Below are 14,609 nucleotides of genomic sequence, written 5' to 3' on the forward strand. Positions count from 1 at the left end.
AGTGCAGTTTTAATTGGTTGTACTATGTGAAATTTAAATAAGGTAATTATCTAATTTAATATAAGAAGAGAGATTTATCACAATTTCCCTCATGTGCTTTTATTCATCCTGGAATACATAAGCGGTGACGTTATATTCTGCTTCATTAATGAGGCAAAGAAATATGGATACACGCCCGCGTTGTCAGTTCACTGAAGGCAGCATCACCATACCGGAAGGTTATCAGGAACAGACTGTTAACATTATCATCGCGCCAAATGTTCCCGCATTGAATATTGGTCGGGATCAATTGCATGAAGGAGAAGATTTAGCCGATTACTTAACCCGTCAAAAAGTCTTGCTGAAAAAGAGTCTGCGTGATTGGCAGCTCATTGAAGAGCAAACCGTCCTATTAGGAGACAACCTGCTACAAGGCAGCTTACTCCTTTCCCGCTACCGACCTAAAAAAGGGCAACAACTTTATCAGTATCAGGCTGTTTTTCTGAGGGATGAGAAAAAGGTGCTGATTTTTACAATGTCATCACAGCAGGCTTTTACTGAATCACAGCGGCAGTGGTTGGATGATTGCCTGAAAAGTTTCCAGTTCTAGGGAGAGAACATCATGCCAGAAGCGGCAAGGCTTGGGGATACAATAGGCTATTCCAGTGCAATGGCCGGGTTAGTTGCAGGTATGATCATTGGTTCATTGATTTCGGCCGCAGGGGGTATCCTTGCGGGTGCACTCTTTGTGGCAGGTGTGGCCGCTTCCTGTGTCGGGGTCGGTGTTTTGTTGATTGGTGCTTCTATTGCGGTAGGTATGGCGGCGGGGGCATTGGGCGATATGGCGCGGGATGCCTGCGTCTCGGCAGGTGCCTCATCACGAAGTCCCAGTGGAACCATCGAAAGTGGTTCCGCGAATGTTTTTATCAATAATAAAAAAGCAGCGATTGCAAAACGCAGTACCGTGGTATGCAGTAAAGAAGACGGTATCCGCCAGATGGCGCAAGGCTCCGATTCTGTCTTTATCAATGGATTACCTGCCTCACGGGTAGGGGATAAAACAACCTGTGATGCGGCCGTGATGACAGGTTCTTCAAATGTCCTGATTGGCGGCGGGACGAAGACAGAAGTCCCTATTACGCCGGAAATCCCCAAATGGGCGTATATCGTTTCCGATTTGACCATGTTTGCAGCGGGATTGATTAGCTTTGGCGGTGCGGCATCCAGAGGCCCCGGGGCATTACAAAAGTTGTTCAGCAAGATACCGGGGGCCGATAAAATCCGTAAGGTTGCCTGCCGTTTGGGTTGGCTTGGGGTGGCGCTGCCAGTGGTGGGTATTTTGACCCGTCCTGTTGAGGTCATTGCCGGGCAGAAATTGATGTTTTTGAAATAATAGTTTGAAAGAAATGAGTGAATGGTATCTCACTCAGTACTTATAAAAAGAAAATTGGAAGATTAAACAGATGGTTGAGAACAGTTTTGTTCTGTAATCACCAATGAGTTGTACCAACTAAGACTCGATCTGACACTATTGATGACCTGAGCGGAACCTAATCAGACTGTCGGCTTTGCGCCCAGACTGTGTAAAAACCCTTGATCACCTTTTGGTCTAAGTACGATGTACTTATGATCAATGGGTCTTAGCTACCGATCCAATTTCAAAGCCAAGTCCAGTATCATCAGATTGGTAAGCATAATCATGGAGATTCTGGCATGTCTCACCATATTACTGGTCAATCAAGGCATCAATCCACGCTCTTTCCAGAACTCATGGACGACTTTGTTAGCGAAGATAACCCAGTGCGAGTTATTGATGTCTTTGTTGAACATCTCGATTTACTCGACTTAGGTTTTGAAAGCGTGAATCCCAAGTCAACTGGCCGTCCTGGATATCACCCTGCCACGATGCTCAAGCTCTACATTTACGGTTATTTAAATCGAATTCAATCATCGCGACGGCTGGAGAAGGAATGCAACCGCAATGTCGAGTTAATGTGGCTGCTTGAACGTTTATCTCCCGACTTCAAAACGATTGCAAACTTCAGAAAGGATAATGGTAAGGGAATTAAAAACGTTTGCCGTCAATTCGTCGAGTTATGCCGACAACTCAACATGTTTGAAGATGCCGTGTTCGCTATTGATGGTAGTAAATTCAAAGCCGTCAATAATAAATCCAAAAATTACACCCCCAGTAAAGTGCAGTTTCATATCGAGCGAGTTGAAAAAAGTATCGAGAAATATTTAAGCCAGATGGATGCCAAAGATGAGAACGAAAAAGAGTCTGATCTGATTGTCGCAGCATCGAAATTAGCATGGCTAAAGCAGCGCTTAGTTGAGCTAAAAGCACTCGAAAAACAAGTTAATGAGCATCCGGACAAACAGATATCACAGACGGATCCTGATGCCCGCTTGATGAAAACACACCACATGGAAAGACAAGTCTGCTACAACGTGCAAACGGCGGTCGATACAAAGCACCATCTCATCGTTTGCCACGACATCGTCATGACAACAGACCGAGGTCAACTGACATTAGTTGCCGGGCAAGTCCGAAAGGTTTTGGGGAAGGAATCGATTACCGTGTTAGCCGACAAAGGCTACTTCAGTCGAAATGATATCAAAGACGCGCATGATCAAGGCATCACGGCGAATGTGCCACAAATTGACACGTCAGGTTCGGAGAGCAAAGGCATTTTTAACAAGTCTCTCTTCAAGTACGACAACGACAGTGATGTATACATTTGTCCGGCGGGTCAAAGTTTACAAAAGCGAATGAGAGTAGTGGAGAAAGGTGTAGAACTGGATATTTACTTTAACAATTTAGCGTGCAATAAATGTCCAATCCGATCTCAATGCACAAAATCAAAGAAAGAGCCCCGTCGCATAAGACGATGGATACATGAATCGATTATTGATGACATGCAAAAACGGTTGGACGAGCATCCGGAATTCCCGGTGATAAGGAAACAGAGTGTTGAGCATCCGTTTGGCACGATAAAAATGTGGATGGGAGCGACTCACTTTTTGACTAAACGCCTCAAAAATGTGAGCACTGAAATCAGCCTCAGTGTTCTTGCTTACAACCTGAAACGTATGATGACCATACTGGGAACTGTCGGTTTGATGGCAGCCATCAGTCTGAGCTGAGTGATAAAGTCAGCTTAGTTTCACCAAAAATCTGCCCCAAACGCTCAAGGCACACTGCTTTTAAATGACTTCATATTACAAGCCACCAATCTGCATCAGAACATTGTGAATGTGATAAGCGCTAATCGGATGCTTAAATGCAACCCAACTCGATGTTTGTTGGATGAAATCACGGTTTTTACACAGTCTGCGCCAGGAGCAGACATTACTAATATCACGTTGAGTTAATCAACTAGGTACATGCTGCGTTAGCGTAACTTATAAACCGCCTGTGGGAGGTGGAAGGCGGTTTATATGGGGTGGCTCCTAGTGATTAAGATTCCACTAGCGCCAGACGCTTGTAGCTGATTTAACTAAGAAGCTGTTCACTCCATTTAGTGAGAACCTTTTCGGCCAGTATTTTTATTTCATCCACTATAATCTGGCGCTCATCTCGGTCATGTTCCACGTGAGCAGCCATTACCCTTTTGGCCAGAAGAGTATGATGTATGTCCTTCTTATTGAATTCAGGCAAGTCTAAGTGTTTGAAAACGTCTGCAACCTGTATGGAAACATTGTGTGCATCAATCCACTCCTGAACGGTTTTTGAGTTAAGAAGTCCACATAAATAATAGGCAGTTTCTTTATCATCAAAGGCTGAAAAATAGACTTTATGATCAGGAACGTAAGGGCGTGAGCCGACAAGCGGAACGTTTGCACTTCCAGCTACTGCTGCATAGAACGATGAAGACATCTCAGGCCAGATTACTTTCCATGGTTTAAACGTATAGTCTCCTACGTTATAAACGGCATGGAAAGGTGCACCTTTCATTTGCCGACGGTAAGTCGATCGAGCCTGAAGAACAGATTCAAACGATTCGAACCAGGCAGCAGTTTTTCTCAGCTCATGCTTTTCAAGCCGTTCTTCTGCTTCAGCATAATCCGCATTTGAGATCCCCGTATTCGGAACAAATGTAAAAAGACGTTCTTCGTTGTTGACTTCTGGCGCACTAATTTTAAGATAGCATTCTTCAAAATTACTTGCTCCTTTAATCAAAGGGTACAAATCCTCTGGTTCTACCCATGCCTGTTTCATCGGGCCTATGTCTTTTTTACCCGCTTCAGGTCGACTCCGGATCTGGACATGTTTTTCATTCACCTTAAGGATAGGAACGAAGTAAACTCCATTGAGGTCAGTCGTGATCCCCTTACGCCCTTTGGTCCATGAGCACTGACGAGATAAGTATTTAATGGTTTCAAATCGGCCTGGCTCCAATATGGCCCAAGGTGAACCCGCTTCGCTAACCGGAAAGGCCTCTTTTTCTTTGTACTGGATGGTATCGGAGACAGCTTTAAGCGTCTGAGACGATTTAACGGCTCGTTTTTCACCGATATTAGGCCCCCATACGCGATATGAAACCGGGTACTCTGGTTCTTTTTCTGATTTTCTGAATACGGCTATCGTCGTATGGTTACTCGCATCCTCAAAAGGTTTAAGACCTTTCATATCATCCACTGATACCGGCTGAAGGTACAATGAGTCCTCTTGCGAAGGTTCGAGTTTAAATGTTCTGAAGCCCGCTGATGAAGGGTTTTTGAACAGAGTGCCCGTGATGACAAATGCCAGATGGCCACCAACATTAAGCCATTTATCAGCGACGGTATATGTGATCATTGCTGAAATATCGAGTTCGTTGCCACCATGCATGCGGGTCTTAGAAAAAATCCCATAGTGTTCGCAGGTGGGTTTTACACGCTCACGATACAGAGCAGGTAATTTTGACCATCTAACCCATGGGGGATTGCCAATGACAAGGTCGAATTGCCCTGCAGTAGCAGACCAGAAAAAATTTCTGACAATCCTGAACCATATACCATTCCAGTTTTGGCGATGTAGATTCAGAATTTGGTTATATGTGTAACGCAGAGGTGTGTCCCATTCCCCAAGTAGCTGTTCAGTGAAGTAATTTCCTTTTCGAACTTTATCCATGGACTCATCAAAATCGAGCCCCATTTCGACATCTTTACCCATGCGATTAAACATTACATCAAGGCTGACACGATCGAGCGCCAGCGCTACTGGCAAATGAATATCGAGCTTTGCAAACTGACTGCCAATACGATACTGAATTATGGGTTCAGAAGTCTCAGGTGAAGCCGCAGGAGAGTAAATTGCATCAGCCATTAGTACAGGAACTTCAAACTCGTGGCCTGGGCATTGTGCCAGTAAATCTGCGACTTCTATAATGAAATTCACCCTGGCTGTTTGTACAGCCAGAGGATTAAGATCAAAGCCCCATACGCTGTCGCACAGAAGATTCAGAGTTTCCTGAGCACTGAGGTTCTGAAACTTTGCTAATTGACGTTTCTTTCGAATTATAGCAAGTAAAAATGCTCCGGAACCGCAAGTCGGATCAAGTACTCTCTGGTTGAGAATCTCAGGGGTACTCACTTTATTTAGTGTGAAATCAACTAGCCAGTCAGGTGTGTAGAATTCACCCAAGCTCTGACGCAATTTACCCGGCACCAGTCCTTGATAAAGGTCACGAAGTACATCACGTGTTTGGGATAGCTGGTCAAGGCGGTAGAGAGATAGAACCGACAGCAAGCGTCTTAATGTTGGAAGCAACTTAGGCACAGTATTCAGACTGGCAACATCGAGATACCAGCTAAAAATTGCTTCCTCAACAAAGCCGTTTATTCCCGCCCCCTGAAAAATAGCAGAGCGTTCGATAGCTGAGTCGAGAAATTCCAGCATCTGAGCATCGTTCTTTAATGCAGCCATGCTCTGAGCTGGCTGTGCTGTTGATGTAAGCCCATGCGCTGAAACTATTTCAGCAGCTAAGAGCTTAATGAGCATTGAATTATAAGTATGAAGGACGAATAGCCGTGCAGAAATAGAGTCTGATGTAGGTCCGGACCAAGTAAAGTGCAGTTCTTTTGCGATAGCTTCAGCTTGCAGAATGGAAAGGTCGGCAACTTGGCCGTACAAAGTTCGCCATTCTTCAAAGAGCATTTTTATTTTGTTATTACCACTAATGGCAAGCTGTTGAGAAAGTCCATCAGAAAGTTGTTGCATGAACGCTTGCGCATTTGCAGAACCATGCCCAAAATCAGCAAGTAAGTTTTCTGTTGTGAGTCCTTTACGTGTATCTGAACGAAGAGCATCAACTACCATCTCTACGGATTCAGGAGAAAATGGCATCAAGTGTTGGGTGTTAATATCACCATCAATTACCTGTGCAAAACAAATATGTTCCCCATCTATGGCTATACCGATGAAATCTGATTCTGGTATCTTTGTTTCAGCGGCTTTTTTAACTATATATGGTAATAGTCGTTTTTTGGTAGCGTTTTGGAAAGCAGAACTGTCTTTCCTGCCTTTAAAATATCCTGGTGCCTTGTATTCAATGATGACGTGATTGTAACTAGCATCATTGCGATCGCGTTCAGCAAAAAGATGTAACCCTGTAGCGTCTTCTAAGGCTTTGTTCCAAGCAAACCGGACTTCTTCTTCACCCTTCCAAGGCTGAAGACGTTTTTCTTGTATTGAGGCGTAAGCGGATTGCTTCATGTAGTAAGACCTAGTCTCTGGTGGAAAGTAAGCAACCGAACATTATGAATGCCATCCTTCCTTAATTCAAGACAGATCGATCAAGGAGATTTCTATGGGGACATTTAGAATGCATACGTAACCATTCAAATTCATATGGAGGTAGAGAAAGCTTTGAAAAATGTACAGGACTGATGGCCCCGAACTGACATACCAATGAAACGTACTTGTGACCAAAGATTTCATAGCTCAGTGGCTGCTGAACCGAGAGTGGCAAAGTCACTTATGACCGTATCTCTCTCATAGCCGACCGTCAGATTTAATTGTACCCTATCGTAGGATAGCGTCAGATCAAGTCGTAGCTAATACAAATGAGTTTGTATACCCTGCTAGGCAGGATTCAACCTATTCCGACAGACTGTTATGAGCGAAGCGAACATTAAGGCTAACTAATATTTGGATAAAAGTGAGCTAGATTTATCTTGCTAGCTAGCCAAGTTAGGATTTGTAAAAGTAAGTCGAAACATCAGAAGCAAAACGTAAGACTTAATTCCATTACTTGTACAACTCAATAATTTCACCTTCTCGCGCAAATTTTTTTTCAATAAGATTTTCCTTTACCTTAGCCACATTGGATGTATAAATCACATGGGCGAGGCTATTTTTCGCCCGTGTGGATGTGACATAGAACAATCGCCTAGTTCGCTCCAAACCAGTCTCTTCACCTGCATCCTGTTTTTTTTTGCTTGCACTCGAAAGTTCCTTCACTCCAAAATAGTTCTCGTAAGAAAATAAGAATCCGCCTGCTTCATCATCCATGACAACCATAACACGCTCGAATTCGTTGCCTTTCACGCCTTGATGGGTTCGATAAAATGAGTTCCCATTGATGTAGTCATTATAATTTCGAATTTGAAAGAAATTAGTTTCCAAAGCTTCAGTCCAAGCAGTTATCTCGCTATCATCCCGTTCTTCAGCTTCTGATTCAATCTCCAATATAGCTCCCATTTGTTTTGGCTCTGTTCCAGCTTCACTCTCTTTGGAAGCCACTACAAGCGCCTGTAATTTCGCTGGAATTCTCAGCAGATTATGCTCAGCCAAAACTTCCAGGACTGCACGAAAACTGACCTTTTCATTTGAAATCACATCCCTAAACGCATGTTCAGCATTTCGAGCAAGTACTAGCGGATCATTCTTGTTAGCGTCAAGCACACTGGCTTCCAAAAGCGGCGAATTCCTTTCTCTCAGGATAGACATCAATTCAGCTCGTCTTTCATCACGACTCGCCTCAGCCATAGGAAAAACAATTTCAGAGAAAAAATTTAGTTCGGAATTTTCACCTTTAGAAATCCGATCTTTAATTTTGTCTGATTTTTCAAGTTTGTTCCAAAGATCACTAAAGCCAAGACGACGTCCAGCCATTTTATGTTCCAAAAGCAAGATAGCTGTATCTTTGGATTGAATATCTGTCCAGTTCGTGTCACCTGTAACTTCTGCCATAACCTCACGAATTCTGGCTTCAATTTCATTTTTGTTTGAAACATTGTTCGATAATAAGAAATATCGAACGTAACCGTCTGCAGCTCCATCTCGGGCAAACTGTTTTCGTTTATCATCTTCACTACGGATTTGATTACCCAAAGCAACAATGCGCCGCGCTGAGCGATGGTTCATTTCTTTGTTGAAGGTAGTCCAATCACTTGGCTTGGTGTTACCCAGCTCAGATTCGCCCCCACCGAAGATACGTTGCATCGTATCTCCAAACAAGCCGATGACAACTTTATTTGATTTAGCATGTTGCAGCTCAAAGAATGCTCGGACTACATCTTTGTTGGTATCCTGACTTTCGTCGATAAATATGAAAGGGAACTTGTTTACAATGACTTCTGCCATTATCGACTTAGTAGTCAAAAAACTTGAGAAAAGCTTTAAAACATCCGCATGGGACAACGCATTCTTTGCAGAGTTGACGCCATTTGGGTCGTAAATGAATGAGCAAGGTTCAGCTAGCCAATCCATTTTTTCCTTTAGCCGGGTAATTGTTCTCTTTCGAGCTTCTGATGCTTTACCTTCGCGACCACGACTTTCCAAATTTTCTATTTCGGCAAGCTTCGCAGGAATTTTCTCCAGATACCACTTGCGAATGTCTTCATTTAAACCAGCAATAGCAGACCAACAAAAGCTATGAATCGTTGAAACCGCAAAGATGGGATTTTGCTCAATCCGATCCACGATTTCATCGGCTGCGTTATTTGTAAAGGTTACAACAGCAATTTGCTTACCCTGACGAATAAAATTACCAGAATGCTCTTTTTTCAGAAAATCTAGAGCTTCTTTTAGAGAATAAGTTTTACCCGATCCTGCTCCCGCAAAGGTGATAAAACTTTTCCCTGAACCTATACGAAGGCACTCTAGGATCCCTTTATCAATTCCATTGTCATGATCAATAGATTTGGTTTCCGCCAAGTAAAATTCTTCTGGCATAATCTCCTCCTACATTTTGTATTGAAGCTTATCTTGTAGCCATTCAAGACCTTCACTCATATATTCTGGGGGATTGAAACAATCTTCTTTCTTATTTGCGATATGGAAAAGGCAATCGAAAGCAAAGTCTCCTTTCTTTAAAGCTTGCACATAGCAGTAGAGTGACTCTGATAGGGAGTTACTATCATTTTTAAAGGCGTCTTTAATTTTCTGAAAATATTTATTTTCAAAATTCGCCAAAATCAATGCATCTTCAAAAGTACGGGATAAAACTTCCTTCCCAGTAATCTGAGTTGTCTTTTGGTAGGCAACGTAAAGTGGTGCACCTTGATTATTTGTAGCATGTTCCTCTTTTGGTAAGGTCACCAAGTCATCCAAAACTTCTTTTTTTGGATGCCATTCCTTCAAGGTAACATTACTAGTTTTTTGATCTGAATTCTTTTGCGGGAAGCATGATTTCCCTTCGTTATCAACTGAATCAAGATCTGTCAGCACCAGAGTCGCAACCCCAAGTTTTTCGACTAAATCTCTGTATTTGTGAGTGTGTGCACCGCTTACCTCCAGTATAGAGATGTATCGTTTCGATAAGCCCGGAAAGCTATTGGAAATGAACTCAGGCACCAGAAGACGTTCGGCTTGCCCTTCAACGAATATAACCCCATCGGCAAAGAAAATGTCACAGTGAGTGAGCTTTAAGTGTTTTCTGACAAACTGAAGTTCATCTTTTGGGTTCACGAATAACTCTGACATATTTGCAATTGACGTATGATCCATTGCAATTGAAGTGTCAGTATTATTTCTCCGGAAGTACCGTAACTCTTTGAAGTCAATATCGTTGATAATATGGCTAGAGTGTGTACTAATCACAAGCTGTGTTTGGTATTCAGATTCCTCTTGTTTGCTACACAAGTCGGAATGATTCCGTAAAGTATCATAAGCTTTCGATACGAATACTCGTTGGACTTGAGCATGCAGATTGACTTCCGGTTCTTCGAGTAAAACTAAATGGATTGGTTCTATCTGATCCTCCATTTTATCCTCAAAGGCAGATGACTTTCCAACGCGCATCCATTTGTCGCGAAATTCCAGAAGTCTGAAGGTCAAATATATAAGATTTTGGTAACCAAGCCCCAGGTAACTTTCTGGAACAAACTCTTCTTCCTCTTTGTCAAAACGGTATCGGATCGATGACGATTTTTGCAAGGCATCCATACCACTAATTTTTGCGGCAATTTCAACAGTCGGGTTGCCACCGATACCGGGATACCCCATATTCTTCAGCTCATTAAAGGGGGCATTAAACTGCTTATTCAATCTGTCGGTAAACTCTTTTTCTAGCGCTTGCTGTTGCCCCAAAACTTCAAGGTCTTGTATCTCAGGAAAATCTTCTGGGTTCAAAATATGATCGTAATATTCTCGAAGTAACTTATTGAGACGTTGCTTTTCTGAATATGGCCCCTTTTGATCTGTGTTATCTTCGGCACCTAAGCCGCGTTGTTCGGATATAGTGTCTACTCGAATTAACTTTTTCAAAGCTTCAGATTTAAGAGGCTGCAAAACTTCGCTCAGCGTAGAAGACTTTTCCTCTTTGCTTAAAATGTAGTGCTTTTGTTTTATGAACTTACTGAAGGTCCGGCCTTTCTCCAGAAAATCACATAAATCTTTGGGCCACAGGCTTACCTTACCTTTGTGTTCGGACACTACACTTCTCTTATCAACAAACTCACGACATAATTTAGAAATATCGATTGGTTCATAAGTTATGCGAACGAATAGGGCACCACCACACCATTCCAAGTCCGGGAGGATGTCACGAACCTTGTATGCCTCACTTGTTTTCGCGGTGATCTCGATGTCTAAACTCGGTAACAAACTGGTTAAATCATCCGATAGATCCTGCATTTTCTCGCTAGTGGGAAATTTTTGTTCGACTTGTTCGCCCAACTTTTTTATTTTCTTCCAATTTTTCTTGGATATATCTCGAATTTTTAGATTATCCGGACTTTTCAGGAAGGTGTGTAGCGCACTAATACAGGATGTTTTTCCACTATTATTAGCGCCAACAAGAACAGTTGTTTTATCATCAAGTACCAGGGTTACGTTGACTAGTCGTCGATAGTTTTTCAAAGCGAACGAGGAAATTTTCATTTAATAACACCTTAAAAAAACGGAATCGGATATTTCAAAAAAAGAGTTCTATTATTCTGATCGAACACACTTCTAGCACTGTGATACTTTATTCAATGTTGATCTGTATTCTTTTCTATTGCTCAATCTTCTATCTATCTTGTTCACTTTTAATAAGCAACTCAATGAATATCATCAAGTTGTGTGACTTTCCTACGTTTATCAAGGATGAAGAAGGGGCAAAAACAAGCCGGTCACCACTCAAACCAACCCGTCAAATTTGGCTACACACTACAATTGATTATGTACCTTTATAAGGAAAGGAACTTCCTTTGATTAAAATAATAGGATAATTGTGTGGATCGCAGAGATAAAAGATTTATTCGTGCGCCTATAAAAACACCCCTCTCACTTGCCACTATTAAAAAGATTCGTTAATCTAAACTCGTTCAATCACCATCTCCGATGGTCACCAATGCTTCCATAGTCTGAGAGGAAGCGCTTTCGAGCGACTAAAAAACTCCCGTAGCCTGAAAGGGAGAGCAAGAATTGTGGTACATCTGCGCACCTTTGGAAGCAGATATCGTCAATATGAACAATCCTAGCTAGTTCGGCGGTGAAGGTTTTTTTAACTAATAGAGTACAACGGTACTTAGGCGCGTTAGGTTATGGTTTCCATTTCCTTTCGTAGCTGACGTTGAGGTGGGGAAGATCCACTTCGGTTTTATCTTAACTTCAAGTGAGCTGAAACACGTGCTCGCTTACTTTTCACATTAGCGTTAGGTGATAGCCTTTCGCCCAATGGGATTGAGCTACGTCTTGATCTCATTTCACTTCAATGAGCAGGATTGCTTTCACGCATCCAGTTCATGTCTAGCTGTGTTTGCTTGAAATATTCAGCGGACAGCTTTTCTACACCTAAACAATTAGCTCATTGCTACCGTTTGACACTTAACTTTGCGGCGTTTTGCTGTGCCTATTGGCATTTCAACGACCGCACGACTTTTGCTGACCGTTTGCGGGGTTTAAGGCGTCACTTTTTGCAGATTTACCGCTGAAAGTGACGCCGCAGCAAAAGGACAACATGACGATTACAGGCTCGTGCCTGCTTAACAGCGCAGTGAATCTGACACTGCATTTTATAGATCGAAAAAGCATCAAAAGGAGAACTTGACGATATCGAGGCTGGCTTTTTGCCAGTGGGGATGACCTGTTTATGCAGGCGGCAGTACAGCGTACTTAACCGATACCCCGCAATACCTCAACCCGCGTTCACTCTGGCGCACAGATATCCGTCAAGGACAAAGCAGGCATTTCCTGTTTTGTCAGCATTGTCGCGCGCCAGAGATTGCATGTTGTCAGGTATAAGTAGGGAGATAAGCTAATGAGCCGATTGATTAAAGAATTGAAGTTTTTTGCCCGGCAGGGTGGTGGCAGCCATAAGACCTGTCATGACCGTACTCGGATTGCAGGGCGTTTGGGCGCGTTGTTATTGAGCCTGAATATTCAGGTTAAAAGTCTCAGCCATTTGAAAGCCAAACATGTAGAACATTACGTTGGTGTCCGTTTATCTCAGGGGATTGCAAAACGAACAGTGCAAAATGAAATGTCTGCGCTACGCAATATTTTCCGTATGGCAGGCAGGGAGAAACTGGAAATCTCGCCTCGTTTGAGCAATCAGGCATTGGGATTAAGTGGAACTAGCCGTGCCGGAACGAAGCAGGCGATCCCTGATGCCACATTTCAGGATGTTTATCAGAAGGCGCTTGAACGTGATGCCGGATTTGCCGTCACACTGAAACTTGCTCGTTTGATGGGGTTACGTTCTCAGGAAGCGGTGTAATGCAGTGCTTCATTGAAAAGCTGGCGGAAACAATTAGAGCAGCCAGAGCCAAAACTTCATGTTGTTTTCGGCACAAAAGGCGGCAGACCAAGACAAACCTGCGTATTGAATGTTGTTGCTGTAAAAGAGGCTGTCGAGCAGGCTATCGTCATTGCAGGACAACGGGGCGGTAGGCTGATTGATAAACCAGATCTTAAACAAGCTATGAACTACTGGCGGACACATACTACAAGAATTGGTTTAAAGGGGTGCCATTCACCCCACAGTTTGCGGTATGCCTGGGCGCAGGATGCACTGAGTTTTTACCAGCAGAATGGTTTTAGTCGTCAGGAAGCAAGGGCACTGGTTTCAATGGATTTGGGGCATGGTGATGGTCGCGGGCGTTACGTCGAAAGAGTTTATAGTCAGGGAGGTTTGGAATGATGGAAACTCTGACTTTTATTCGTCTGGACTATGTAATGCAGAAGACCGGACTAGAAAAATCACAAATCGACCATTTGATTAGGCTGGGAAATTTCCCCAAACCGCGCAGATTGGGTATCCGTTCTATGTTATGGATAGCAAAAGAAGTTGATGAATGGACAGTTAATAAAGCCAGAAAATCCACTTAATTTTTTGAATTGGCGCTGAATTAATGGTTGGTGTTAGTTATTCAGTTATTGAGTCAGATAAACCAATCAGTTAAAGTAACAGCGCCATTGGCAAAATCCAATGGTCAGGGATTTGCAACCCTGTAGAGCTATCCACTGGTAGGATGTTTCTACCAGTGTGCCTGCGTTCGCCTTTTCTATGGCGGTTCAGGCGGGGGAGGCTTCGGCCTCGCCGGACGATAGCTCCCGGTATTGCAAACCCTGTCTGAATCGCCACCATCAATGATTAATTAATGGAAGGGGTAGCAGGAATGAATAATGTTAGAAATGACTGGCATCAAGCTGATATTATTGCTGCATTACGCAAACGTGGTACAACATTAGCAGCGGTATCCCGTGAAGCAGGACTGAGTTCTTCCACATTAGCCAACACGCTGTCACGTCCTTGGCCTAAAGGCGAATGGATTATTGCTAATTATCTCGACATTCACCCGTCTGAAATCTGGCCGAGCCGTTATTTTGATATGAACGGTAATCTTATCGAACGCAAAATTCGCGATAAATCATCAAAATAATTACCCTAATACCGGAAAATATCAGGGAAATAGTCACCTCATCTAATTACCTACTGTGTTATTTGCTTCGATGAGGTGGCACAATTGGTTAGCCGTCACCGCAATTTTTAATACCTTCCGACGAAATGCATTGTAACCTCCTATCACAAGGTCAGAACGTTTAGTGTACTGTTCTACTCACTGGCAACGATATTTGTAGGTAGTCATAGATTCAACCCTCCTTTTACTGTAGGCGGTGAATTCTGATATGCTTTGCAAAATATTTTGTTCTCATGTTTTTTTGTGTGTGCGTCTTTGTGTGGTGAACGGTATATCAATCGGTGTATCACTTT

General features: G+C 42.9%; 8 protein-coding genes and 1 pseudogene. 6 read left to right on the top strand and 3 right to left on the bottom strand.

The features are described from left to right. The first annotated feature begins 163 nt into the window (after positions 1 to 163). The 3 genes from HGO23_RS05195 (at position 164) to HGO23_RS05205 (ending at position 3,126) form a co-directional block, all read left to right on the top strand. Positions 164 to 589: a DcrB-related protein gene (locus HGO23_RS05195; RefSeq protein ID WP_099136992.1), complete on the top strand. Its 426-nt coding sequence runs from the start codon at positions 164 to 166 to the stop codon at positions 587 to 589. Positions 590 to 601: 12 nt separating this feature from the next. After that, positions 602 to 1,372, top strand: a complete 771-nt coding sequence (locus HGO23_RS05200; protein WP_244967895.1) for a PAAR domain-containing protein — start codon at positions 602 to 604, stop codon at positions 1,370 to 1,372. Between the two features lie 320 nt (positions 1,373 to 1,692). Further along, positions 1,693 to 3,126: an IS1182 family transposase gene (locus tag HGO23_RS05205; RefSeq protein ID WP_209028188.1), complete on the top strand. Its 1,434-nt coding sequence runs from the start codon at positions 1,693 to 1,695 to the stop codon at positions 3,124 to 3,126. 349 nt (positions 3,127 to 3,475) lie between these two features. On the opposite strand, the gene HGO23_RS05210 is transcribed toward HGO23_RS05205, so the two are convergent. The 3 genes from HGO23_RS05210 to HGO23_RS05220 form a co-directional block, all read right to left on the bottom strand. Continuing rightward, positions 3,476 to 6,679: an Eco57I restriction-modification methylase domain-containing protein gene (locus HGO23_RS05210; protein ID WP_099136993.1), complete on the bottom strand. Its 3,204-nt coding sequence runs from the start codon at positions 6,677 to 6,679 to the stop codon at positions 3,476 to 3,478. Between the two features lie 534 nt (positions 6,680 to 7,213). Further along, the gene (locus tag HGO23_RS05215; protein WP_209028189.1) at positions 7,214 to 9,142 is read right to left on the bottom strand and encodes an ATP-dependent helicase; all 1,929 of its coding nucleotides are present in this window, start codon (positions 9,140 to 9,142) and stop codon (positions 7,214 to 7,216) included. Between the two features lie 9 nt (positions 9,143 to 9,151). Then, complete coding sequence (locus HGO23_RS05220) at positions 9,152 to 11,290, bottom strand: ATP-dependent nuclease (protein ID WP_209028190.1); 2,139 nt, start codon at positions 11,288 to 11,290, stop codon at positions 9,152 to 9,154. Between the two features lie 1,363 nt (positions 11,291 to 12,653). Between HGO23_RS05220 and HGO23_RS05225 the strand changes: the two are divergent. The 3 genes and pseudogenes from HGO23_RS05225 to HGO23_RS05235 all read left to right on the top strand — a co-directional run bounded on the left by HGO23_RS05225 (position 12,654) and on the right by HGO23_RS05235 (position 14,277). Continuing rightward, a pseudogene (locus HGO23_RS05225) lies at positions 12,654 to 13,535 on the top strand (integrase domain-containing protein). Then, positions 13,532 to 13,723, top strand: a complete 192-nt coding sequence (locus HGO23_RS05230; protein ID WP_209028191.1) for an AlpA family phage regulatory protein — start codon at positions 13,532 to 13,534, stop codon at positions 13,721 to 13,723. Before HGO23_RS05225 ends, HGO23_RS05230 begins: the two are co-directional and overlap by 4 nt. Before the next feature lie 290 nt (positions 13,724 to 14,013). Continuing rightward, positions 14,014 to 14,277: a helix-turn-helix domain-containing protein gene (locus HGO23_RS05235; protein WP_209028192.1), complete on the top strand. Its 264-nt coding sequence runs from the start codon at positions 14,014 to 14,016 to the stop codon at positions 14,275 to 14,277. The last annotated feature ends 332 nt before the right edge of the window (positions 14,278 to 14,609 follow it).

It is taken from the genome of Xenorhabdus budapestensis (genome assembly GCF_017743015.1).
In the GTDB taxonomy this organism is placed as follows: Bacteria; Pseudomonadota; Gammaproteobacteria; order Enterobacterales; family Enterobacteriaceae; genus Xenorhabdus; species Xenorhabdus budapestensis.

Coding starts and splice junctions, on each gene's coding strand:
- HGO23_RS05235 (WP_209028192.1), top strand. CDS start 14,014: ATGAATAATGTTAGAAATGACTGGCATCAAGCTGATATTATTGCTGCA.
- HGO23_RS05220 (WP_209028190.1), bottom strand. CDS start 11,290: ATGAAAATTTCCTCGTTCGCTTTGAAAAACTATCGACGACTAGTCAAC.
- HGO23_RS05205 (WP_209028188.1), top strand. CDS start 1,693: ATGTCTCACCATATTACTGGTCAATCAAGGCATCAATCCACGCTCTTT.
- HGO23_RS05230 (WP_209028191.1), top strand. CDS start 13,532: ATGATGGAAACTCTGACTTTTATTCGTCTGGACTATGTAATGCAGAAG.
- HGO23_RS05200 (WP_244967895.1), top strand. CDS start 602: ATGCCAGAAGCGGCAAGGCTTGGGGATACAATAGGCTATTCCAGTGCA.
- HGO23_RS05195 (WP_099136992.1), top strand. CDS start 164: ATGGATACACGCCCGCGTTGTCAGTTCACTGAAGGCAGCATCACCATA.
- HGO23_RS05215 (WP_209028189.1), bottom strand. CDS start 9,142: ATGCCAGAAGAATTTTACTTGGCGGAAACCAAATCTATTGATCATGAC.
- HGO23_RS05210 (WP_099136993.1), bottom strand. CDS start 6,679: ATGAAGCAATCCGCTTACGCCTCAATACAAGAAAAACGTCTTCAGCCT.